A 23,238-nucleotide genomic window follows, 5' to 3' on the forward strand; every position below is an offset into this window, starting at 1 on the left:
GCCTTTTTTTATCTATTTTTTTGAGTAAACGGCGCTCTATTCTGACGCCGGCAGTTTAGGTTGCCAGTCAATCGGCGGCAAACCTTGCTGCTGTAATAGGTGATTAGCTTGTGAAAAGTGCTTACAGCCAAGAAAACCGCGGTGTGCGGACAGTGGTGACGGATGTGGGGCTTTCAAAATAAAGTGGCGCTGGGCATCAATGATGCGGCCTTTTTTCTGGGCATGAGCCCCCCACAGCATAAAAATCACACCATCACGATGCTCATTCAGCGCCGCAATAACTTTATCGGTGAAGGTCTCCCAGCCAAGATTGGCGTGAGAATGCGCGTTACCCGCTTCAACCGTAAGCACCGTATTCAACAGCAACACCCCTTGCTCGGCCCAGCTTTGTAAAAAGCCATGGTTGGGGCGCTGGAAGCCGGGAATGTCGGTCGCTAACTCTTTGTACATATTCACCAAAGAGGGCGGCGCGGGTACTCCGGGTAATACGGAAAATGATAGTCCGTGGGCTTGGTTAGGGCCGTGGTATGGGTCTTGCCCCAAAATAACCACTTTTACCTGATCTAATTCAGTTAGGCGAAATGCATTAAAGACATCCTTTTGTGCCGGATAGATGATTTTGCCAGCACTGCGTTCTGCGGCTACATAGGCCAGCGTATCTTTAAAGTATGGCTGTTCTTTTTCCTGGCCGATGACATCGTGCCAGCTAAGGGAGGCGGGCATAATCACTCTCCTTGTTTCTGTAAAGTATTGATGTGCGTTAGCTTACCGGTTCAATCCGGTGAGTGAAACTGTTAAACCTGACAGTGTGACTCTGATGATGTTTTTTTGACCACTTCATGTAAAGAATGTTGAAAATTTACAAAAATAATTGCTATAAGACAGATTGATAAAATTGATATAAAACATAAATTTGCCAGTGAGGTGATTGCCGTGGTGGTGAAAAGATTGATTTAAATCAAAGAATCGCGGCAGTCTGACTGGTATATAGAACAATAAGACAACAATGGTTTTACCAAATAACCAAGATAGTTTTTCTCCTTGGAATTTATAGCCGTATTATGGAGGCACCAAATGATTACTGGTATTCAAATTACTAAAGCTAACAATGAAGCCTTGCTGAACTCTTTCTGGCTGTTGGATGATGAAAAAGCTGAATTGCGCTGTGTTTGCGCTAAATCCGGCTATGCAGAAGATCAAATCGTTCCAGCAAGTGAGTTAGGCCAGATCGAATATCGTGAAGTTCCACTGGAACTGCAACCGACTGTGCGCGTTGAAGGTGGTCAGCATTTGAACGTAAACGTTCTGCGCCGTGAAACCTTGGAAGATGCAGTTAAGAATCCAGAGAAATATCCTCAGTTGACGATTCGTGTATCCGGCTATGCCGTACGTTTCAACTCACTGACACCTGAACAGCAACGTGATGTGATTACTCGTACTTTCACTGAAAGTCTGTAATTCTTGTCATAACAATTAAGTCTCAAAATGTTAAGGGAGCCGCTTTGGCTCCCTTTTTTGTATCTGTCATTTACTAAGCTAAAAGTTAGACTGCGATCACACCTTTCAATTTATATAAATAAATCTTACCTATTTTATTTAAGAACTCATCCGATGTGTCGATAAATAAGCCATTGAGCCTGACTCAATACTGGAATTATCTATCGACAAGGAGTTGGCATGAGTGTTTCTGTCAGTTTGGCCGGGCCTGTTTCATTAGCAGGATTGATGAGCCAAGTAAAACCATCGGAACAGGTACAGAAAGAGGATGCCCCGCCGCTCGCCACAGTAGCTAAGCCTAAAGTGGACATCGCTGCAGCCACTTTGGCAGGTAATGAACTTTATTACAGTATGTTGGCTAGCCTTAATTTACCCCGTAGCGAAGGTGCTACAGCGGCTAGTGGCCACCCCCCAATATCAAGTGGACAAGGATCACAGCAAGCAGACTATTCATTAGCATTGCTCGCTAAAGATGTTTACGCTCCAGTAACTGGCAGTATTGCTGGGTTTACTCGCCTGAATGACGCTGCATTACTCAGCGCCGGGATTGACCCTGCAAGTTTATCCGACAGTGCTTCTGGTTTTCAGGCGGGGATTTACAGCGATAACCAGCAGTATGTTTTATCCTTTGCTGGAACTAATGATATGCGCGATTGGCTCAGCAATATCCGACAAGCAACGGGTTATGAAGATATGCAATATAATCAGGCGGTTGCTTTGGCGAAAACGGCCAAGATGGCATTTGGTGATGCTATGGTGATTACCGGGCACTCACTCGGAGGTGGGTTGGCAACCACTGCGGCATTAGCCAGTGGAACCTTTGCCGTGACATTTAATGCTGCTGGAGTTTCGGATCACACCTTAAACCGGCTTGGCTTGGATCCAGCTCAGGCGCGACAGTCGGCTGAAAGTGGCGGTGTGCGGCGTTACAGTGAACAATATGACTTGCTGACAGAAACTCAGGAGTCTACCTCACTCATTCCTGATGCTATCGGTCATAAAATCACACTGGCAAATAACGATAAGCTCTCTGGGATAAGTGATTGGCTCCCACACAAGCACCTCGAGCGCAGCCTGGCGGCGCATGGTATTGATAAAGTGCTCAGTTCTATGAGTGAACAACAACCTTGGGAGCGGCAGTATGCCTGAGTCAACACTGGTTATGAGGGTAAAACGCCATTTGCGTTACGCCATCTACGGTGTTTTGATGCCATTAATAAGCTTTGAGGGGCAGGCAATGACAGATATTACTACTGCTTTTACTGATCCATCGGTAATGCCGATCGCTGATGCGATTGTTCATGGCGATGTGCAACAGATCCATCAGTTGGCAAACCCAGCATTGTTACAACAGCAAGGCGAGCAGTCAGTCACGTTGATGCAGTGGGCTATTCTCAATCAGCAACCCGAGAGTCTGGCGGCTTTATTGCAAGAGAATGCAGATCCTTTCCAGCCGGGGCTGCAGGGTGATACCGCATGGCATACTGCTGCTAGTGTGCAAGATGCGCATTACATGCAGATTCTACTGGAAAGTCGTACCCGACCAGATGCCCGCAACAGTGTGACATTAGCTACGCCCTTGGCTGCTGCGGTCATGGCTGGGCGCGAGATCCAACTGATCTTGTTGCTGGTTAGTGGCGTTGATCCCAATCTTGCGGATCGAATGGGGGATACACCGTTACATCTGGCGGGTAAAACTAATGCGCCGGATTTGGCATTGCGTTTACTTAAAGCTGGTGCCGATCCCGAGCTACGTAACAAGCAGGGGGCGACATTCCAGCAGTATTTAGCAATGACGCCATTAAATGTGCAAAGTGCTGAAATGCAGCAAAAATATCAGCAATTGAATGCTTGGCTTCGTGGCAAAAAATTGGCGGAGATTTATCAGTAACAGTTTTAAATTTGCCTGATAAATAAAAAAGCCGCTATTTATTAGCGGCTTTTCTTGTTGGTGTACTGAATGAGTCAGCACACTATTTGGTATCAGGTTTATCCTTTGGTTGGCGGCGTTTGCCAACATTCTTGGCATCACGATGACGAACCTTAACCTTTGCTTTCTCTTTACTGGTTTCTTTTAGCTCTTTGCGCTTCGCTAAAACTTTCTTCGACGGCTTACCCGTGGTTTTTTCGCTTGGTGCTTTGCTGGTTGGGCGTAACTCATCAACAACACGCGGCTTCAGTGGCTCTTTCAGATAACGGCCAATTTTGCCCAGCAACAAATGGTCATGCGCTTCAACCAGTGAGATAGCGACACCTTTACGCCCCGCACGGCCTGTACGACCAATACGGTGCAGATAGACGTCAGCGGTCAGCGGCAAATCAAAGTTGAATACGTGGCTGATATCATCGATATCCAAACCGCGTGACGCGACATCGGTCGCCACCAGGACGTTCACCCGGCCATCACTTAAACGTATAACGGCTTCGGTACGTTTAGCCTGGACCATCTCGCCTTCAAGGAACCAGGCGTTAATTCCGGCTTCACGTAGCCAACTGACCAGTTGGTGTACCTTTTCACGGGTACGGACAAAAATAATGGATTTTTGCACTTCTGGTTGCTTGAGCAGATGCACCAGCAAGGCGGTTTTGTGTTCAATATTGTCCGCGCGGTAATACCATTGCAAAATCTTTTTGCGTTCGCGGCGCGATGGGTCGGCTTCCAGCTCTACCGGCTCATTCAGAATGCGCTCGGCAAATTCACGGATAGCTTCACCTTCCAGCGTGGCAGAGAACAATAATGTCTGCTTACGCCAGCGAGTTTCTGCTGCAATGGTTTCAATATCCTGTGCGAAGCCCATATCCAGCATGCGGTCAGCTTCGTCCAGAATCAGGGTTTCTACAGCACGGCAGTCAAAGTTTTCTTCTTTGATGTATTGCAGTAAACGGCCAGTGGTCGCCACGACAATATCTTGATTCTCACTAAAGACTTCCGCGTGGTTCATATAAGCCACACCACCGGTAATCGTCGCGATATCCAGTTGCGTATGCTTAGCCAGTTCACGCGCCTGATCCGCAACCTGCATCGCCAATTCACGAGTTGGCGTCAGGATCAGAATACGTGGCGGGCCAGATTTTTTGCGTGGGAAATCCAGCAAATGCTGCAAGGCTGGCAGCAAAAAGGCGGCAGTTTTGCCCGTACCTGTTGGTGCCGAACCCAATACATCGCGCCCATCCATAGCTGGCGGAATAGCCGCAGCTTGAATGGCAGTTGGGCGCTCATAGCCTTTGTCGCGCAGTGCGTCAATCAGGCGTTCATCGAGATCGAGTTCGGAAAAATTGGTTACAGTCATGGTCTTCCTCTACTTGGGGCGCCGATTATAGACGGGTTAGCCGAATTCTTCACCTGTTTAAGCGGTAATGATGTCTTTTCCCTTCAATCATATTGTCCTATGCTACGCCGGTTATAGATTCTGGTGACTAATGTGGGCGAACAATTGAAAAAAAAACCGGCGTTGCGTGGTGGTGGTTTCACTTTTAAGCAGTTCTTTGTGGCGCATGATCGCTGTGCGATGAAAGTGGGCACTGATGGTGTTCTGCTGGGTGCCTGGGTACCGGTAGAAAAAGCCCGCAAAGTGCTGGATATTGGCTGTGGTAGTGGGCTTATTGCCCTGATGATTGCCCAGCGCTCTGCCCCAGAGGTCGAAATCGACGGGGTAGAACTGGAACCCGAGGCCGCACAGCAAGCAAGCAGCAATGCAGCGCAATCACCTTGGGCCGAGCGAGTTCATATTTACGCGCAAGATGTCCACCAGTTTGCTGAAAGCCATCCCCATCAGTATGACCTGATTGTCAGCAACCCACCTTACTTTGCTCCGGCGGTGGCTTGCCGCGATGAAGCCCGTGATACCGCACGTTACACCGGATCATTGACTCATGACGCCTTACTTAATTGCGCGGAGAAGCTTATCACAAAAGAGGGGATTTTTTGTGTGGTTTTGCCCCACGATTTGGGGGAGGAACTTGCTCGTCTTGCAGTGCAACAAGATTGGTTTGTTCACTGCCAGGTTGATATCAGAGATCGCCCCGGTAAGCCGCTACACCGCATGCTGCTAACTTTATCGCGCCAACCGGCAGAGACTCAATATCAGCATCTAGACTTGCGCCAATCAGAAGGGGTGTATTCGCCAGAGTTCTGTGCACTCATCAGCGAGTTTTATCTAAACTACTAGCCGGAGCCGTGGAGATAAGCTGCGAAGGTGAGTGAATAGGGCGCGAAACCCTGAACTAGAAAGATATCGCGCCCTGAGAAGCCATTACGGATGCAGAATAGTTGGCTTTGGATTCTCAATTTGCTCAGGGTAGTCAAGGGTATAGTGCAACCCTCGGCTCTCTTTACGGTCCATAGCACAACGCACGATTAACTCCGCGACCTGCACCAGATTACGTAATTCCAGCAGATTATTTGAGATGCGGAAATTGGCATAATATTCGTCAATTTCCTGCTGCAAGGTATTAATCCGGCGTAAGGCCCGCTCTAAGCGTTTGGTCGTGCGAACAATACCGACGTAGTCCCACATAAACAGACGCAATTCATGCCAGTTATGTTGAATGACAACTCGTTCATCTGAGTTATCAACACGGCTTTCATCCCAATCAGGCAAATGTTTAGCTAATTTGGCAGTCGGTAAGCGCGTCAGAATATCTTCGGCGGCAGACCAACCATAGACTAAACATTCCAGTAACGAGTTGGATGCCATACGGTTTGCACCGTGCAAGCCGGTATAGCTGACTTCGCCAATGGCATATAGCCCATCAAGATCCGTACGGCCATGTTGGTCTACCATCACACCACCGCAGGTATAATGAGCGGCGGGAACGATAGGAATGGCTTCTTTGGTCAGATCGATGCCCAATGACAGCAGTTTTTCATAGATCATTGGGAAGTGTTGCATCACGAAATCAGTGGGTTTATGACTGATATCCAGATACATACAATCAGCACCCAGACGTTTCATTTCATGGTCTATGGCACGCGCCACGATATCGCGAGGAGCGAGTTCGCCTCGAGGGTCAAAATCGAGCATGAAACGAGTGCCATCAGGGCGTTTAAGATAAGCGCCCTCACCACGCAAGGCTTCAGTCAGCAAAAAGTTACGCGCTTGCGGGTGGAACAGACAGGTCGGATGGAACTGGTTGAATTCCAGATTAGCGACCCGGCACCCGGCCCGCCACGCCATGGCAATACCATCGCCAGAGGAGATATCCGGGTTGGTGGTATATTGATAGACTTTAGCGGCTCCGCCAGTGGCTAAAACGACAGCTTTGGCGCGGAAGGTTTCAACTTTCTCAAGCTCTCGGTTCCAGATATAAGCACCGACAACGCGCTTAGTCCCCGCCAAACCAATTTTATTTGACGTGATAAGATCGACTGCATTGCAGCGCTCTTTAACTAAAATATTAGGATGAGTACTTGCTTTGCCTACGAGGGTGGTCTCTACTTCTTTACCTGTTGCATCCGCAGTATGTAGTATACGGCGGTGACTGTGGCCACCCTCACGGGTAAGGTGATAACGTTCTTCGCCGCTGGCATTGGTTTCGGTATCGAAAAGGACACCTTGATCAATCAGCCATTGCACGCAAGAGCGGGCGTTACTGGCGATAAACTCCACGGCATCTTTGTCGCAAAGCCCGGCCCCGGCAATCAGGGTGTCTTCGACATGTGAGCTGATGCTGTCAGTTTCATCAAAAACGGCAGCAATCCCTCCCTGAGCATAAAAAGTGGCACCTTCATTAAGTGGCCCTTTGCTCAGAACAGTTACTTTACAATGTGGCGCAAGACGTAAAGCCAGTGATAAACCGGCAGCGCCACTCCCGATGATCAATACATCGCTAACGTGTTCAGATGATGATTGCATATCGTATGATGTGTGCAGAAGAAGAGTGAAATTCATGTTAGCCTATCTGCCAGAGCAAAAGCTATGGCTATAAGATGTCTAAAGAATATTCAGACAAATAATCTGGCAACATGGAACTTTGCACTTTTTATAAACTCCAAGCGTGTGCTTGCTCAGGAAAATAAAGATATGGCTGGCAGTACAACTTTTAGCGTGGGGATAGATTTCGGGAGAGTTCACCTCGGATGAGCGAGCAGTTAACGGATCAGATGCTGGTTGAACGGGTCCAGAAAGGTGATCAGCAATCGTTCAATTTACTGGTAATTAGATACCAGCATAAGGTTGCGAGCCTCGTATCCCGATATGTGCCTCAAGGCGATGTTCCTGATGTAGTTCAGGAATCTTTTATCAAGGCATATCGCGCACTCGAGTCATTTCGTGGCGATAGTGCTTTTTATACTTGGCTGTACCGAATCGCTGTTAATACAGCAAAAAATTATTTAGTTGCTCAGGGGCGGCGCCCGCCATCCAGTGATGTGGATGCAAATGATGCTGAAAATTACGAAAATGCGGGTGCATTGAAAGAAATATCGAACCCTGAGAACTTAATGTTGTCTGAAGAATTGAGGCAGATAGTTTTCAAAACCATAGAGTCACTTCCTGAAGATCTCCGCATGGCGATTACACTCAGGGAGTTAGATGGTCTAAGCTATGAAGAGATAGCTGTAATTATGGACTGTCCGGTGGGTACTGTTCGTTCCCGTATCTTCCGCGCCAGAGAAGCTATCGATAACAAAGTTCAGCCGCTGATTCAGCGATAAGCGGACACATAAAGGGTATTTGGCATGCAGAAAGAAAAGCTTTCCGCTCTGATGGACGGAGAAACTCTTGATAGTGAGCTGATAGGGTCTTTATCGAAAGATAAAACCTTGCAGCAAAGCTGGCAGAGCTATCATTTAATCCGTGATACCCTGCGGGGGGACGTTGGTGAAGTCTTGCATCTGGATATCGCCAGCCGTGTCGCAGAGGCACTTAAAAATGAGCCTGCTCGTTTTGTTCCTATTGCTGTGCCTGAATCTCAGCCACAACCTCATGTCTGGCAGAAAATGCCTTTCTGGCAAAAAGTGCGCCCATGGGCCAGCCAGATTACTCAGGTTGGGGTTGCCGCGTGTGTTTCTCTCGCTGTAATTGTGGGGGTTCAGCAATATAACCAACCCGCATCCAGTAATTTACAGTCAGAAGCACCTGCATTTAATACATTGCCGATGATGGGTAAAGCATCACCAGTCAGTTTTGGTGTGCCTGCTGATGGTTCTTTCGGAACATCTCAACAGCATCAGGTTCAAGAGCAACGTCGCCGTGTCAACATGATGACTCAGTTGCAAGATTTTGAATTGCAACGTCGTTTGCCGCAAACTGGTGTGCTGCAGGAACCTACGTCATCGACACAAGCCGCTATTCAGGTCCCTGGAACTCAGTCCTTAGGAATGCAGCAGCAGTAATGAAGCAACTTTGGTTTTCCGTCTGTTTAATGGCGGGCAGCCTGCTTATGCCAACAATTGCATCGGCGGATACCCCGCCGATAGCAATGTTGCAAGAAATGAGCAGTGCCAGCCAGTCGCTCAACTATGAGCTATCGTACATCAACGTAAATAAGCAAGGGATTGATTCTCTTCGCTATCGTCATGCTATCCAAGATAAAAAAACACTAGCGCAGTTATTGCGTATGGATGGCCCGCGAACTGAGATTATTCAACGTGGCAATGAGATAAGTTATTTCGAGCCAGGTTTTGATTCTTTCACGTTGAGCGGTGAGCACATTGTTGATGCCCTACCTTCTGTTGTATTCCCCGATTTTGAAAAACTGTCAAAATACTATAACTATATTGCTTTAGGTCGCGCCCGTGTAGCCGACCGGCCATGTCAGGTTATTAGAGTTGTTCCCCGTGACAGCTCACGCTACAGCTATATCATTTGGATGGATGAAGCAACAAAACTCCCTATGCGGATAGATCTTTTAGATCGCGATGGTGAAACACTTGAGCAATTTCGGGTGATCTCTTTTGCGGTCGGTGAACCTATTCAAGAGATTCTGCAAGGCGTGTTAAAACTGTCTTTGCCGCCATTACTTGCTTTACCTGCCAAAACTAAAGTGGACTTTAGTTGGGCTCCGCGTTGGTTACCGGAAGGGGTGACTGAAGTTTCACGTAGCCGCCGTACGTTACCTAACATGGATACGCCAACTGAGTCACGGCTCTATACTGATGGCCTGTTTAGTTTCTCAATTAATGTTAATCCGATTGAGAAAGATACCCCCTCAGAGCAATCTTTACGTCAAGGGCGTCGTACGGTTCATACTGAAGCGCGTAATAATGTAGAAATCACAGTAGTAGGTGAACTGCCTCCTTCAACTGCGAAACGTATTGCCGATAGTATCGTTTTGGATCCTGCAAAATGATGAAAGAATGGGCGACAGTTATCTCGTGGCAAAATGGGGTGGCGCTTTTGCGCTGTGAACCTCATTCTGGCTGCGGGAGCTGTAATGCGCGTTCGGGCTGCGGCAGCCATCTGTTGAATGAATTAGGGCCAGAATCTGAGCACCAATTAACAGTCGCAATTTCGCAACCACTTGAACCAGGGCAAAAGGTTGAAGTTGGGATCAGCGAAGGTAGTTTATTGCGTTCAGCTTCTTTGGTCTATTTAACACCATTAGCCGGGCTAATTACTGGTGGGGCGCTATTTCAGGCTTTATTTATTACTGATGCTTTTACTGCTCTCGGTGCTCTTTCTGGTGCGGGTTTGGGTTTTTTATTGGCTCGAACATTAGCGGCCAAGATTGAAGGGAAGAGTGATTATCAACCCACGGTCTTGCAGATTGGTTTGCCACCAACAGCGATACGTATCCAGCAAGAGTGATTTTAGCCATAGTAGGCTGGAATTCGGTTTTGTATCATATGCTCCAGTAGTGCAATAAAAAGATCCGCGCTAATGAGAGATGAATAATCTACTGAAAAAAGAACGTTACCCTTGGCGTCAAATAAACGTATTTTGTCATGACGAGCTTCACGTAATGTCTCGATACGTAAAATATCTTCAATATTGATTGTACCTTTTGTTGTAATTAATGACTGAGCACTGAGTGACAGTGGGTTGGTATCCATCTGAATTTTCTTCATCTTCATGAAATCAAAAGTAATAAATTTCAAATAGTTATCATTATTCTTTACTATATCGAATATGATGGTTTTTCCTCGAGATAACGTATCTAAACTTATTAATCCGACATGCATAACTTGTTGGTGAATTATTGTGTTTATGAGTGGGTAAGCATTGGCTATATTATTAACGATGATATTCCAGGGCTGATTTTTTGATGTGCGAAATGCCATGGCGTTGATGTGGCCGTTAGGGTTTATTCCTGTGTGGTATTTATAAATATATTCTATTTTATTAAATGAAATAAAATAAACATTCCCATTGTGATGATTGAAAACACGAACACCTTTTTCATATAAAAAATAGGTAAACATTGGGCTGTAGTACAAACGTGAATAGAGTAATAAACTCAACGAGATGCCGGCGATGGCTACGCACAATATAGAAAGAATTGAAGGTGTTAAAAAAATAGATGTCGTTATTGATAATATAATAGCTAAGAAACTTAATGCTAATATAAATAATATCACAGCAATATTTAGCTTTGAATTTTTATTTCTTAATTCATGGCGGCTCAGTATTTTCCCTTCGTCGATCATAATATTCTCCATCTGGCCGCCAAGAGGATATTTCGCTTGGTTTTGATTAAACAATATTAATACTCTAAGTTATTTGTTCATGGGGTAAATGAGCTTTTTCCTAAAGTGATTTAGTAGATATTCAGCCTGAAATAGCAACATCAGAGTCACTGGGGTCAGCCCAGCCGATGACGGCAAACAGAAAGGCGCAGATACATTTTAACAGGATAAATCAGGCAACAAGCTAAGTGTGATGCCTTTCACGAGGCTAACTTACAGTGTAAGATGCGTGCATATTTATGTGGGTAGTTTTGGGTTCGAGTCCATCGCTGTGTCCACCAATAATTAATTAAAGACAACGACTAGAGAAAAATTCATATAAATGAAGCACATAAGAAACTTTTCTATTATTGCCCATATTGACCACGGTAAATCGACACTGTCGGACCGTATTATTCAGATCTGTGGCGGTTTATCTGAGCGTGAAATGGCCGCTCAAGTACTGGATTCCATGGATCTGGAGCGTGAGCGCGGCATCACCATCAAGGCACAGAGTGTGACACTTGATTACCACGCTAAAGATGGTCAAACCTATCAACTTAACTTTATCGATACCCCTGGCCACGTTGACTTCTCTTATGAAGTTTCCCGCTCATTGGCGGCTTGTGAAGGGGCTTTATTGGTGGTTGATGCAGGGCAGGGCGTTGAAGCACAAACGCTGGCGAACTGCTACACCGCGATGGAAATGAATCTGGAAGTCGTTCCAGTTCTGAATAAAATCGACTTGCCAGCAGCCGACCCTGAGCGTGTTGCTGAAGAAATTGAAGATATCGTCGGTATTGATGCGACCGATGCCGTCCGCTGCTCGGCAAAAACTGGCGTGGGTGTTCCTGATATTCTCGAACGTTTAGTTCGTGATATTCCACCACCGCAAGGCGATCCAGACGGGCCATTGCAGGCACTGATTATTGACTCTTGGTTTGATAACTATCTGGGTGTGGTGTCATTAATCCGTATCAAGAATGGTTCGCTGCGCAAAGGCGATAAAGTTAAGGTGATGAGTACCGGCCAAAGCTATAACGCGGATCGCCTGGGTATCTTTACACCAAAACGTGTTGACCGTGATGTGCTGAATTGCGGTGAAGTAGGCTGGTTGGTCTGTGCGATAAAAGACATTCTGGGCGCACCAGTCGGCGATACGCTGACATTAGCCCGTAACCCGGCTGAAAAATCTTTACCTGGTTTTAAGAAAGTAAAACCACAGGTTTACGCGGGTCTGTTCCCCATTAGCTCAGATGATTATGAAGCTTTCCGTGATGCATTGGGCAAGTTGAGTCTTAATGACGCTTCTTTGTTCTATGAACCAGAGAGCTCGACTGCATTAGGCTTTGGTTTCCGCTGTGGTTTCCTTGGCTTGTTGCATATGGAAATCATTCAGGAGCGTTTGGAGCGTGAATACGATCTGGAGCTGATCACCACGGCACCCACAGTGGTGTATGAGGTGATTACAACAGCTCAGGAAACGGTTTATGTTGATAGCCCTTCTAAGCTGCCAGCCCTGAACAATATTGAAGAACTGCGCGAGCCTATTGCTGAATGTCATATGTTGTTGCCACAGGAATACCTCGGTAATGTCATAACATTGTGTATTGAAAAACGCGGTATGCAGACCAATATGGTTTACCACGGTAACCAAGTGGCACTGACGTATGAGATTCCGATGGCTGAAGTGGTGCTCGATTTCTTCGACCGCCTAAAATCGACATCTCGTGGTTATGCTTCACTGGATTACAATTTCAAACGCTTCCAGACTTCTGACATGGTGCGTGTTGATGTGTTAATCAACAATGAGCGCGTGGATGCACTGGCACTTATCACTCACCGTGATAATGCGCAGTACCGTGGGCGCGATTTGGTTGAAAAAATGAAAGAGCTGATCCCACGCCAGCAATTTGATATTGCGATTCAGGCGGCTATTGGCAATCACATCATTGCCCGCTCAACTGTGAAACAGTTACGTAAAAACGTACTGGCGAAGTGTTATGGCGGCGACGTTAGCCGTAAGAAGAAACTTCTGCAGAAACAGAAAGACGGTAAAAAGCGTATGAAGCAGGTCGGTAACGTTGAATTACCGCAAGAAGCTTTCCTGGCTATTCTGCACGTCGGAAAAGACAGTAAATAAGGAGTTTTAATGGCTAACATGTTTGCCTTGATTTTAGCGATAGCAACGCTGGTGACTGGGATTATTTGGTGCTTCGAGCGTTTTAAATGGGGCCCGGCCCGTCAGGCAAAAATTGCGGCTGTTAATGCGCAAACTGCGGCGATCAAGGCACAAACGGGTAGCGCTATAGATAACAAGACTCTGGCACCGGCAGCAAAACAGCCGGGCTGGATTGAAACTTGTGCCTCGGTGTTCCCGGTGTTAGCCCTGGTATTCATCGTGCGTTCGTTTATTTACGAACCTTTCCAGATTCCTTCTGGTTCGATGATGCCAACGCTATTGATCGGTGATTTCATTCTGGTTGAGAAGTTTGCTTACGGGATTAAAGACCCTATTACTCAGACCACGTTGATTCCTACGGGGCATCCTAAGCGCGGTGATATTGCGGTCTTTAAATATCCACTTGACCCGCGGTTGGACTATATCAAACGTGTGGTGGGTTTGCCGGGTGACCGGGTAAGTTATAATCCAATCAGCAAAGAAGTGACGGTTCAACCAGCCTGTAATACCGGAACTTCTTGTGACAGCGCACTGCCAATTACTTACAGTCCGTCTGAGCCAAGTGTTTTTGTACAGACATTCAGTTATAGCGGCAATGGCGAGGCTTCTGCCGGGTTCTTCCAGATCCCGACTAATCAGGCAGTGCCAGATGGTGGTGTACGCCTACGTCAGCGTACCGAGAGCCTTGGGCCGGTAGCACATCAAATTCTGACGGTCCCTGGGCGTCAGGAGCAGCTAGGCGCTTATTATCAGCAACCTAATCAGCCACTGGGAGTTTGGGTTGTTCCGGAAGGCCATTACTTTATGATGGGCGACAATCGGGATAATAGTGCAGATAGCCGTTACTGGGGTTTTGTGCCGGAACGTAATTTAGTGGGCAAAGCCACCGCTATTTGGATGAGTTTTGAAAAGCAAGAAGGTGAGTGGCCAACGGGAGTACGTTTAAGTCGGATTGGTGGAATTCATTAATTCCGGCTATACCCAAAGTTATTAACGTTACAGCCAGATAGCCAATAAACTACCCAATGAGCTGACAAAAGTCAGTGATTTGGGTGGGCAAGAGCAGCTAGCATCGCCGTAACTTTAAGTAAGCAGGGTATTACCCAAAGTAATTGATGTTACAGCTAGGCAGCCAGCGAGCACATCCCAATGAGCTGACAAAAGTCAGTGATTTGGGTGGGCAAGAGCAGCTAACACCGCTGTAACTTCAAGTACGCAGGGTATTTAAACGCAGCATTATATTTCCACTCGTTGTAGAATAACCTTTCGAGCGATAAGAGTTGGCTCTTTTATGGGGGCCACTGCAAACGAAACAGTTTTGTCTGGGTAATTTTGGCCAATCAGACCTGTTCCGTCTGCTGTAGTTTTTGACGCATTCTTGATCTATTGGTAACTCATGAACCCCATCGTAATAAATAGGCTACAGCGGAAGCTGGGCTACACTTTTCAACAGCAGGAGCTCTTGCTGCAAGCACTGACTCATCGTAGCGCCAGCAGCAAACACAATGAGCGTTTGGAGTTCCTGGGTGACTCTATATTAAGTTTTGTTATTGCCAATGAGTTGTACCGCCGTTTCCCTCGAGTCGATGAAGGGGATATGAGTCGGATGCGAGCAACATTGGTAAGAGGTAATACACTAGCCGAAATGGCCCGTGAGTTTGACCTCGGTGAATGTTTACGCCTTGGGCCGGGTGAATTGAAAAGTGGCGGTTTTCGTCGCGAATCAATTTTGGCGGATACCGTAGAAGCCTTAATTGGCGGTGTATTCCTAGATAGCGATATTCATACAATTGAACGGCTGATTCTCGACTGGTATCGCAGTCGCTTAGAGGAAATCAGCCCTGGTGATAAGCAGAAAGACCCAAAAACGCGCTTGCAAGAATATTTGCAGGGCCGTCATCTGCCATTGCCTTCTTATCTGGTTGTGCAGGTTCGTGGAGAAGCACATGATCAGGAATTTACTATCCACTGCCAGGTGAGTGGCTTGAATGAACCGGTAGTAGGTACCGGCTCAAGTCGCCGTAAGGCTGAGCAGGCGGCAGCGGAACAAGCGCTGAAACAGTTGGAGCTTGAATGAGCGAAGTAGAAAAAACGTATTGTGGTTTTATTGCAATTGTAGGTCGCCCAAATGTGGGTAAATCTACCTTGCTGAATGAATTGTTGGGGCAGAAAATCTCCATTACTTCACGTAAACCGCAAACCACACGCCACCGTATTATGGGCATTCATACTGAAGGGCCTTATCAGGCTATTTATGTTGATACCCCGGGGCTGCATATTGAAGAAAAACGTGCGATTAACCGTTTAATGAATCGCGCGGCAAGCAGCTCTATCGGTGATGTGGAATTAGTGATTTTTGTGGTTGAAGGAACAAACTGGACTGCTGATGACGAGATGGTAGTGAATAAGCTACGCAGTCTGAAGTGCCCGGTGTTACTGGCTATCAATAAAGTGGATAACGTGACGGATAAAACCAAACTGTTGCCACATATTCAGTTCCTTAGCCAGCAGATGAATTTCCTTGATGTTGTGCCAATTTCCGCCGAAAAAGGGATGAACGTAGATACTATTGCCAGCATCGTACGTAAGATTCTGCCAGAAGCTGGACATCATTTCCCGGAAGATTACATCACTGACCGCTCGCAGCGGTTTATGGCGTCAGAAATCATCCGTGAAAAACTGATGCGCTTCTTGGGTGAGGAATTACCTTACTCGGTGACGGTTGAAATAGAACAGTTCGTACCAAATGAGCGCGGTGGCTATAATATCCACGGGCTGATTTTGGTTGAGCGCGAAGGCCAGAAGAAAATGGTCATCGGCAATAAAGGTTCAAAAATCAAGACCATCGGTATCGAAGCTCGTCAGGACATGGAACAAATGTTCGACGCCAAGGTGCATCTTGAGCTGTGGGTGAAAGTGAAATCAGGCTGGGCAGATGACGAACGTGCATTGCGCAGCTTAGGCTATACCGACGACCTGAAATAAGGCTCGCCTATGGAAGGTTGGCAACGCGCATTTGTCCTGCATGGGCGACCTTACAGTGAAACCAGTTTAATGCTGGATTTGTTCACTGAAGGGGAAGGCCGCATGCGGGTATTAGCTAAAGGTGCGCGGGGTCGTCGCTCCAATTTAAAAGGCTGCTTGCAGCCTTTTACCCCCTTACTGGTTCGCTGGACGGGGCGTGGTGAAGTCAAAACGTTACGCAGTGCTGAGCCGGTATCCCTCGCTCTCCCATTGAGTGGCTCTATGTTGTACAGCGGCTTATATGTCAACGAGCTGCTCTCGCGTGTCTTGGAACATCAAACCAATTACTCCGCTTTATTCTTCGATTATCTGCACTGTTTACAATCATTAGCGGGTAGCGATGGCTCGCCTGAATATGCGTTACGCCAGTTTGAGTTGGCGATACTGGCCCATCTGGGGTATGGCGTTGATTTTCTCCATTGCGCCGGCAGCGGGCAGCCGGTATCAGACACCATGACCTACCGCTATCGGGAAGAGAAAGGATTTATTGCCAGTTTGGTGGTTGATCACTACAGTTTTACCGGCCGGCAGTTATTGGCCCTGGCAAATCGTGAATTCCCTGATGCTGATACATTGCGCGCAGCCAAGCGATTTACTCGTATTGCCCTGAAGCCTTATCTCGGCGGTAAGCCACTAAAAAGTCGCGAACTGTTTCGCCAATTTGTCATTAAACCACCCGCCGAACCCTTACCCTAGCGCCGGTATCCTCACGGTTTACACTGCCCATCTTCAACTTTCCCATCCTGTAACCTATCCGCTGGCACTCTACTCAGTGTAAACTGCGAGGCACTTATACCCGTCATCTTTCAAGATGTACCCCTATCTGGAGGGCTGTTATGGCTGATTTGTTGCTGGGCGTTAATATTGATCACATTGCGACGTTACGAAATGCACGTGGGACCATTTACCCCGATCCTGTTCAGGCCGCTTTTATCGCCGAACAAGCTGGTGCTGACGGTATTACGGTACATTTACGCGAAGACCGTCGTCATATCACTGATCGAGATGTGCGTATCTTGCGTCAAACCATCCAGACCCGCATGAATTTGGAAATGGCGGTAACCGATGAAATGGTGGATATCGCTTGCGAGTTGCAACCCCATTTTTGCTGTTTAGTGCCAGAAAAACGTCAGGAAGTGACGACCGAAGGTGGGCTGGATGTCGCTGGTCAAATTGATAAAATGACCATCGCAGTTAGCCGATTATCCGAGGCGGGTATTCTGGTTTCACTGTTTATTGATGCCGATATGCGCCAGATTGATGCCGCAGTGACTGTCGGAGCCCCTTATATTGAAATCCATACTGGCGCTTATGCAGATGCTCCCTCAGATTTGGCCCGTCAGGCCGAGTTAGTGCGGATCGCGAAAGCCGCAGCTTATGCTGCCGGTAAAGGGCTAAAAGTCAATGCGGGCCACGGTCTGACCTACCACAATGTGCAGCCGATAGCGGCCTTACCAGAAATGCATGAGCTAAATATTGGTCATGCAATCATTGGTCAGGCGGTCATGTCTGGTCTTGCCGCCGCGGTCACCGAGATGAAAGTCTTGATGCGGGAAGCGCGTCGTTAATGGCTATCCTGGGCTTAGGTACTGATATTGTTGAAATCTCTCGAATAGAAGCGGTGGTTGAGCGTACCGGGGAAAAACTGGCTCGGCGTATTCTCAGCCCATCTGAATGGCAACATTATCAGCAGCATCAGCAGCCGATTCGTTTTTTGGCTAAACGTTTTGCTGTTAAAGAAGCCGCCGCTAAAGCCTTTGGTACCGGTATCCGTAATGGCTTGGCATTTAATCAGTTCGAAGTGGTTAACGATGCATTGGGTAAGCCGACGCTACGTTTACATCAACGTGCGGCAGAATTGGCGGCTGAGCTGGGCGTCAAATCGTTGCATGTGACGCTGGCTGATGAGCGGCGTTATGCCTGTGCCACTGTCATTATTGAAAGCTAACGTTATTAACAACTGAAACGACCCATCGCGAGTAAAATAGCGCGTTTGGGAACAGAAGGGCGAGCATGAAAATGCCGCCCTTTTTTGTTGTTTACTCTCTCCTGCCATCGGTCCGCACTCTGTCACTGCTCTCTATTTTTCTACCCGTAAATGGCCTGATCTGCCCCTCGGCCATCAACAGAATCCCCGGAATAAATCTTAATTTTGCGATCTGTTCGACAAGTTGGTTAACCAATACTTCATTTGGTCGCCCAATTAATGCTACTTGTAATACCAAATAGTTAGGCGCAGTAAGCAATTTGTCCATGTAATTTCTAAATGAAAGTAAAAAGTGACGGTATTCAGGCGTTTTTTTTATCCACAAAAATCACTAGGTTTGGTCTGACCAATATAAGAACCGTGATGCTAGAAAAAATTGATTTTTAACTACTGGGGAAATAAAAGATGGAATGGATCAATATCCTTTGGGTGGTATTGGGCATTGGCTTAATGCTAGTGCTCAATATCCGCTATCAGATTAACTCAATGATTGCATTGCTGTTGGCGGCTCTGTTGGTGGGGACTCTCGCTGGCATGGACCTGCTCAAACTTCTGCATACCATTAAAGCGGGGTTTGGCGGCACGCTCGGTGAACTGGCAATAATCGTGGTGTTTGGTGCCGTCATCGGCAAGCTAATGGTCGATTCTGGTGCTGCTCATCAGATAGCTCAGACACTATTGCGCCGATTTGGGCTGAAATATGTTGAGTTTGCCGTCATCATCATCGGTCTGATCTTTGGTTTGGCAATGTTCTATGAAGTTGCCTTTATTATTTTAGCGCCACTGATCATCGCTATTGCGGTCGAAGCCAAGATCCCATTCCTCAAACTGGCCATTCCGGCCGTCGCTGCGGCCACTACCGCGCACTCACTTTTCCCGCCACAGCCGGGGCCTGTTGCTCTAGTTAGTGCCTATGGCGCTGATATGGGGATGGTTTATATCTACGGTGTTATGGTTGCCATTCCTTCCGTGATTTGTGCCGGTCTGATCTTGCCGAAATTCCTGGGTAATTTAGAGCGGCCAATCCCGACCTTCTTGAAGTCGGATGATCCTCTTGATGAAAATAATTTGCCGTCATTCGGCACCTCAATTTTAGTACCGTTAATCCCTGCTTTTATTATGATTTTTACCACCATTGCCAATATCTGGCTGGTGAAAGGGACGACGTCGTACACCCTCCTCAACTTCGTAGGATCATCGCCGATTGCCATGTTTATCGCGATGCTGGTGGCCTTTGTTCTTTTTGGCACCGGGCGTGGTCATAAGATGGAATGGGTCATGCACTCATTCGAAGGGGCGGTCAAAGGGATAGCCATGGTCATCTTGATCATTGGTGCTGGTGGTGCGCTGAAACAAGTCATCATTGATACCGGGATTGGTGACACTATTGGTATGCTGATGTCTGCCGGTGGCGTGTCGCCCTATATCATGGCCTGGCTGATTACTGTGCTTATCCGCTTGTCTACCGGGCAGGGCGTGGTGTCGGCAATGACCGCCGCGGGGATTATTGGTGCTGCAGTTATGGACCCAGTGACCCATACCATTACGTCAGTGGATCCGGCATTGTTAGTTCTGGCGACAGCCGCCGGTTCTAATACCTTTACCCATATCAATGACGCATCATTCTGGTTGTTCAAAGGTTATTTCGATTTGTCGATTAAAGACACGCTGAAAACCTGGGGCTTGCTTGAGTTGACTAACTCGGTGGTAGGTTTGGCGATGGTGCTGTTGATCAGTTTGTTTATCTAGCAGTGAATTGATTATTAAGTGAGTTTTATTATCAGTGCTTCAGCAGAGGCACTGATAATTTGCTTGATAGGAAAGTGGCAGAGATTACAGACGATCGGCGTGGTGCAGTTGGACGAACTTATCCCACAGCTGTTCGTTGGTTTCAACCCAGGCAGGATCGATGGTAATGGTATTGTCGATGGGGCAAACCAACTGGCAAGTCGGGGTTTCGTAATGGCCGACGCACTCTGTGCAGCGTGTTGGGTCAATCTCATAGATTTCCGCACCCATGGAAATTGCCTCATTAGGACATTCCGGCTCGCACATGTCGCAATTGATGCATTTACGAGTGATCAACAGGGCCATAATTTCTCTTACCTTAAGCTTGAGTATTCTCAACAGCGCAGGATTATACCCCTCTGAAGTCCTTAGACCAGTTTTTTCACCAGCGCTTCACTGTGTTTAATATGATCCTGAGCACTTTCAAGATTTTGCTGGATCATTGCCATAAACAGCAGATCGGTCAGTGCATACTGCGCCGTACTGGAAGAAATAGCGGCACTACGGATCGCCGGCTCTTCTGAGATGGTATACAAACAGTGGTCCGCGCGTTGCTGCAAGCTATTTGGCGTAAAGCTGGTCAGTGCCAGCACCTTAGCACCGCAGCGCTGGGCTTCTTCTGCTGCCAGATTGATCTCACGGCGCTCGCCGCTAAATGAAATAGCCAGCAGCAAATCCCGCGTATCCAGTGCCTGTACTGCGGCCAATTGCGCATGCATATCGGTTTCAGAAACCGCCATCACCCCAATTTTCAATAGCTTATAGGCAAGGTCTTTTGCTACTAATCCAGAGGCACCAAGGCCCGTTAAAATCACCCTTTGTGCACCTTTTAACATCTCCAGAGCTTGGGCCAGGCGCTGTTCACTATTGATATCCAGAGTCGCGCGTAGTGCGGCGGTCTTCTCGCTAAGTAGCTTTTCGCCGACTATTTTTAAGCTGTCGGTACTCAATATTTGGTTGTGAAGAGTCACTGCTTGCTCGGGAACCGCGACAATTTCACTGAGCGCCTGCTTAAGTGCCGGGAAGCCCTTATAGCCTAATTTCTGGGCGAATTTGACCACCGCCGATTGGCTGACACCAGTCTCTTGCGCCAGTTTTTGTGAACTGAGGTGGCGGGCTTGCTCGGGATTGGTCAGCAGAAAATCAGCTAACTTGCGGTCATTTTGTGCCAGTGTTGGATAGAGCTGACGGATGCGAAGAAGACTGCTCATAAATCAGTTCCTGAATGGGGAAGTTATTCTGCCAAGTTGGTTAATAATCCCCATAAATAATTAAGTCAAAGACCAAGCTATAGAGCATAGCACTCTTTTTTTATGTGAATCCGATGACTGGAACAAGAAAATAGGTGTTTTTGATCCCTTTCAATGACAACTAAATTATGATGAGTTAAAAATCCAATGAGGAAAAAATCATGAATTTGGGCGCTTTGATTTCTGAAAGTCGCAATCCGGCTACGATGGAGCTGGATAAACTCTCTACATTGGAGATGTTGGCCTGCATTAATGATGAGGACCGCAAAGTACCTGAAGCGATTCGTTTGGTGATCCCGGCCATTGCTCAGGCCGTCGATCTTGCTGCTGCGGCCTTAAAACAAGGTGGGCGGCTCATTTATCTTGGTGCGGGAACCAGTGGGCGGCTTGGGGTGTTGGATGCATCGGAGTGTCCACCAACCTTTGGTGTCCCTCATTGTATGGTCATTGGGTTGATTGCGGGTGGCCCCGGCGCTTTGCTCAAAGCGGTAGAAGGCGCTGAAGATGACATGTCGCTCGGCGAGCGGGATTTGCAAAATTTAAAACTGACACCAACAGATATGGTGGTTGGATTGGCGGCCTCGGGTCGCACTCCTTATGTCATTGGCGCGCTACGTTATGCCCGCCAACTCGGTTGCCCAACGGCGGCGATTTCCTGTAATCCGGATTCCCCTATTGCACAAGAAGCCCAGGTGGCGATTTCGCCAGTTGTTGGGCCCGAGGCGCTTACCGGCTCTACTCGCATGAAGTCAGGGACTGCCCAAAAATTAGTGCTAAATATGTTATCCACTGGCGCAATGGTTAAGCTGGGTAAGGTCTATCAAAATTTGATGGTTGATGTGAAAGCGACCAATGTAAAATTAGTCGACCGCGCTTGCCGCATTGTGGTTGAAGCCACGGGGGCCAGCCGCACTGAAGCTGAAAATGCATTGTCGCAAACTGAATTTGAAGTAAAACCGGCTATTTTAATGATCTTAAAAGGCGTCACTGCCGAGCAAGCACGTCAGAGTTTACAGCAGCATAATGGTTATCTGCGCGCAGCATTGTAAGATTCACATGAGATTCAAAAATAGGAGTTACGTTTTGAGCGCAAAGCACGCCACATCGGCCTTTGAGCAAGCGGCAGCGTCGCAGTCGGAAAGTTCCCAGCGTGTAGTCTTCTTTGATTTAGATGGCACTTTGCATCAACAGGATATGTTTGGCAGTTTTTTGCGTTTTTTGTTGCGCCATTTGCCCCTGAATCTACTGTTGGTTATCCCGTTATTACCGGTGATTGGCTTGGGACTATTGGCTGGAGGGCGCTGTGCCCGGTGGCCAGTAAGCTTGTTGCTGTGGGCGATAACTTTTGGGCGCTCGGAAGCACATCTGAAAGATTTAGAATTACGCTTTGTGAATGATTTTCGGCAGAAAGTGACGGAATTTCCGGTAGTTATGATGCGTTTACGCCAATATCTGGACAGCAATGATGCTCAGGTATGGTTGATCACCGGATCACCACAGCAGTTGGTTGAACAGGTTTATCACGATGCAGAATTTATTCACCGCCTGCGGCTGGTCGGGAGCCGTATGGCGCGGCGCAATGGCGGCTGGGTATTGCCACTGCGTTGTTTAGGGCCAGAGAAAGTGGTGCAGTTGGAACAGCGCTTGGGGTCGCCATTGAAGCTCTACAGTGGATACAGTGACAGTAAGCAGGATAATCCGCTGTTGAAGTTTTGCGAGCACCGTTGGCGGGTGAGTAAGTCGGGTGAGTTGCAGCAGTTGGAGTGACCCTTACTCCTTGAAGTTGCAGGGGATACTTATCCAAATCACTGATTTTGTATATTCGCGAGTTAATAGCCAAAGTCATTGGAGTTGCAGGTAGGCAGCCAGCGAACCCCCCTGCAGCTTCAAAGACCAAGGGTAT

General features: G+C 47.5%; 25 protein-coding genes. 18 read left to right on the forward strand and 7 right to left on the reverse strand.

The window, feature by feature from the left end; genetic code table 11:
- Positions 1 to 36: 36 nt before the first annotated feature.
- Positions 37 to 723 carry a uracil-DNA glycosylase gene (gene ung / locus FTA96_RS05155; RefSeq protein WP_050108152.1) on the reverse strand — a complete coding sequence of 229 codons (687 nt, stop codon included), beginning with the start codon at positions 721 to 723 and terminating at the stop codon, positions 37 to 39.
- A 351-nt stretch (positions 724 to 1,074) separates the two neighbouring features.
- Here ung and grcA point away from each other — a divergent pair, with 351 nt between their 5' ends.
- The 3 genes from grcA (at position 1,075) to FTA96_RS05170 (ending at position 3,388) form a co-directional block, all read left to right on the forward strand.
- On the forward strand, positions 1,075 to 1,458 hold the full coding sequence (grcA, locus tag FTA96_RS05160) for an autonomous glycyl radical cofactor GrcA (RefSeq protein WP_004703984.1): 384 nt from the start codon (positions 1,075 to 1,077) through the stop codon (positions 1,456 to 1,458).
- A 219-nt stretch (positions 1,459 to 1,677) separates the two neighbouring features.
- Positions 1,678 to 2,646 carry a DUF2974 domain-containing protein gene (locus FTA96_RS05165; protein ID WP_050135055.1) on the forward strand — a complete coding sequence of 323 codons (969 nt, stop codon included), beginning with the start codon at positions 1,678 to 1,680 and terminating at the stop codon, positions 2,644 to 2,646.
- 88 nt (positions 2,647 to 2,734) lie between these two features.
- The gene (locus FTA96_RS05170; RefSeq protein WP_050123129.1) at positions 2,735 to 3,388 is read left to right on the forward strand and encodes an ankyrin repeat domain-containing protein; all 654 of its coding nucleotides are present in this window, start codon (positions 2,735 to 2,737) and stop codon (positions 3,386 to 3,388) included.
- A gap of 82 nt (positions 3,389 to 3,470) precedes the next feature.
- Here the strand turns inward: FTA96_RS05170 and srmB are convergent, their stop codons facing one another.
- The gene (srmB, locus tag FTA96_RS05175; RefSeq protein WP_050108146.1) at positions 3,471 to 4,787 is read right to left on the reverse strand and encodes an ATP-dependent RNA helicase SrmB; all 1,317 of its coding nucleotides are present in this window, start codon (positions 4,785 to 4,787) and stop codon (positions 3,471 to 3,473) included.
- A 132-nt stretch (positions 4,788 to 4,919) separates the two neighbouring features.
- Here srmB and trmN point away from each other — a divergent pair, with 132 nt between their 5' ends.
- The gene (gene trmN / locus FTA96_RS05180; RefSeq protein ID WP_050146853.1) at positions 4,920 to 5,666 is read left to right on the forward strand and encodes a tRNA(1)(Val) (adenine(37)-N(6))-methyltransferase TrmN; all 747 of its coding nucleotides are present in this window, start codon (positions 4,920 to 4,922) and stop codon (positions 5,664 to 5,666) included.
- A gap of 84 nt (positions 5,667 to 5,750) precedes the next feature.
- On the opposite strand, the gene nadB is transcribed toward trmN, so the two are convergent.
- The gene (nadB, locus tag FTA96_RS05185; RefSeq protein ID WP_172665454.1) at positions 5,751 to 7,352 is read right to left on the reverse strand and encodes an L-aspartate oxidase; all 1,602 of its coding nucleotides are present in this window, start codon (positions 7,350 to 7,352) and stop codon (positions 5,751 to 5,753) included.
- Positions 7,353 to 7,576: 224 nt separating this feature from the next.
- Here nadB and rpoE point away from each other — a divergent pair, with 224 nt between their 5' ends.
- Genes rpoE through rseC form a run of 4 tightly spaced genes read left to right on the forward strand, consistent with a single transcriptional unit; the run spans position 7,577 to position 10,247 of the window.
- Positions 7,577 to 8,152 carry an RNA polymerase sigma factor RpoE gene (rpoE, locus tag FTA96_RS05190; protein ID WP_005159396.1) on the forward strand — a complete coding sequence of 192 codons (576 nt, stop codon included), beginning with the start codon at positions 7,577 to 7,579 and terminating at the stop codon, positions 8,150 to 8,152.
- Between the two features lie 24 nt (positions 8,153 to 8,176).
- Positions 8,177 to 8,833, forward strand: a complete 657-nt coding sequence (rseA, locus tag FTA96_RS05195) for an anti-sigma-E factor RseA (protein ID WP_050108139.1) — start codon at positions 8,177 to 8,179, stop codon at positions 8,831 to 8,833.
- Positions 8,833 to 9,789, forward strand: coding sequence for a sigma-E factor regulatory protein RseB (rseB, locus tag FTA96_RS05200; RefSeq protein WP_050108136.1), 957 nt, complete (start codon positions 8,833 to 8,835; stop codon positions 9,787 to 9,789). Before rseA ends, rseB begins: the two co-directional genes overlap by 1 nt.
- Positions 9,786 to 10,247, forward strand: a complete 462-nt coding sequence (rseC, locus tag FTA96_RS05205; protein WP_050135057.1) for a SoxR-reducing system protein RseC — start codon at positions 9,786 to 9,788, stop codon at positions 10,245 to 10,247. The genes rseB and rseC overlap by 4 nt, the downstream gene beginning before the upstream one ends.
- Positions 10,248 to 10,249: 2 nt before the next feature.
- Here the strand turns inward: rseC and FTA96_RS05210 are convergent, their stop codons facing one another.
- Positions 10,250 to 11,086, reverse strand: a complete 837-nt coding sequence (locus FTA96_RS05210; RefSeq protein WP_145573296.1) for a hypothetical protein — start codon at positions 11,084 to 11,086, stop codon at positions 10,250 to 10,252.
- A 361-nt stretch (positions 11,087 to 11,447) separates the two neighbouring features.
- Here FTA96_RS05210 and lepA point away from each other — a divergent pair, with 361 nt between their 5' ends.
- The 7 genes from lepA to acpS all read left to right on the forward strand — a co-directional run bounded on the left by lepA (position 11,448) and on the right by acpS (position 18,258).
- Entirely contained in the window at positions 11,448 to 13,247 is a 1,800-nt protein-coding gene (lepA, locus tag FTA96_RS05215; RefSeq protein WP_004390512.1) for a translation elongation factor 4, read from the forward strand.
- 9 nt (positions 13,248 to 13,256) lie between these two features.
- Positions 13,257 to 14,255 (forward strand): signal peptidase I, encoded by a 999-nt coding sequence (gene lepB / locus FTA96_RS05220; protein WP_145573297.1) that lies wholly within the window; start codon positions 13,257 to 13,259, stop codon positions 14,253 to 14,255.
- A 427-nt stretch (positions 14,256 to 14,682) separates the two neighbouring features.
- Complete coding sequence (gene rnc / locus FTA96_RS05225; RefSeq protein WP_050100841.1) at positions 14,683 to 15,363, forward strand: ribonuclease III; 681 nt, start codon at positions 14,683 to 14,685, stop codon at positions 15,361 to 15,363.
- Entirely contained in the window at positions 15,360 to 16,271 is a 912-nt protein-coding gene (gene era / locus FTA96_RS05230) for a GTPase Era (protein WP_032910736.1), read from the forward strand. The genes rnc and era overlap by 4 nt, the downstream gene beginning before the upstream one ends.
- A gap of 9 nt (positions 16,272 to 16,280) precedes the next feature.
- Positions 16,281 to 17,006, forward strand: coding sequence for a DNA repair protein RecO (gene recO, locus FTA96_RS05235; protein ID WP_050108124.1), 726 nt, complete (start codon positions 16,281 to 16,283; stop codon positions 17,004 to 17,006).
- 140 nt (positions 17,007 to 17,146) lie between these two features.
- Positions 17,147 to 17,878 (forward strand): pyridoxine 5'-phosphate synthase, encoded by a 732-nt coding sequence (gene pdxJ, locus FTA96_RS05240; RefSeq protein WP_050108121.1) that lies wholly within the window; start codon positions 17,147 to 17,149, stop codon positions 17,876 to 17,878.
- On the forward strand, positions 17,878 to 18,258 hold the full coding sequence (gene acpS / locus FTA96_RS05245; RefSeq protein ID WP_050108119.1) for a holo-ACP synthase: 381 nt from the start codon (positions 17,878 to 17,880) through the stop codon (positions 18,256 to 18,258). Before pdxJ ends, acpS begins: the two co-directional genes overlap by 1 nt.
- A gap of 91 nt (positions 18,259 to 18,349) precedes the next feature.
- Here acpS and FTA96_RS05250 read toward each other — a convergent pair whose 3' ends face one another.
- Complete coding sequence (locus FTA96_RS05250; RefSeq protein ID WP_050122995.1) at positions 18,350 to 18,565, reverse strand: hypothetical protein; 216 nt, start codon at positions 18,563 to 18,565, stop codon at positions 18,350 to 18,352.
- A gap of 137 nt (positions 18,566 to 18,702) precedes the next feature.
- Here FTA96_RS05250 and gntP point away from each other — a divergent pair, with 137 nt between their 5' ends.
- Complete coding sequence (gene gntP, locus FTA96_RS05255; protein ID WP_050151781.1) at positions 18,703 to 20,046, forward strand: gluconate permease GntP; 1,344 nt, start codon at positions 18,703 to 18,705, stop codon at positions 20,044 to 20,046.
- Positions 20,047 to 20,130: 84 nt separating this feature from the next.
- Here gntP and FTA96_RS05260 read toward each other — a convergent pair whose 3' ends face one another.
- Entirely contained in the window at positions 20,131 to 20,391 is a 261-nt protein-coding gene (locus FTA96_RS05260; protein WP_050108108.1) for a YfhL family 4Fe-4S dicluster ferredoxin, read from the reverse strand.
- A gap of 62 nt (positions 20,392 to 20,453) precedes the next feature.
- A complete protein-coding gene (locus FTA96_RS05265; RefSeq protein ID WP_050108106.1) occupies positions 20,454 to 21,296 on the reverse strand; it encodes a MurR/RpiR family transcriptional regulator in 843 nt (280 codons plus the stop codon).
- A gap of 197 nt (positions 21,297 to 21,493) precedes the next feature.
- On the opposite strand from FTA96_RS05265, the gene murQ reads away from it, so the two are divergent.
- Positions 21,494 to 22,384 carry an N-acetylmuramic acid 6-phosphate etherase gene (gene murQ / locus FTA96_RS05270; RefSeq protein WP_261172623.1) on the forward strand — a complete coding sequence of 297 codons (891 nt, stop codon included), beginning with the start codon at positions 21,494 to 21,496 and terminating at the stop codon, positions 22,382 to 22,384.
- Positions 22,385 to 22,418: 34 nt separating this feature from the next.
- A complete protein-coding gene (gene yfhb, locus FTA96_RS05275) occupies positions 22,419 to 23,102 on the forward strand; it encodes a phosphatidylglycerophosphatase C (protein ID WP_050135068.1) in 684 nt (227 codons plus the stop codon).
- Positions 23,103 to 23,238 lie beyond the last annotated feature (136 nt).

Origin of the sequence: Yersinia alsatica (assembly GCF_902170305.1) — a bacterium.
Taxonomy (GTDB): Bacteria; Pseudomonadota; Gammaproteobacteria; order Enterobacterales; family Enterobacteriaceae; genus Yersinia; species Yersinia alsatica.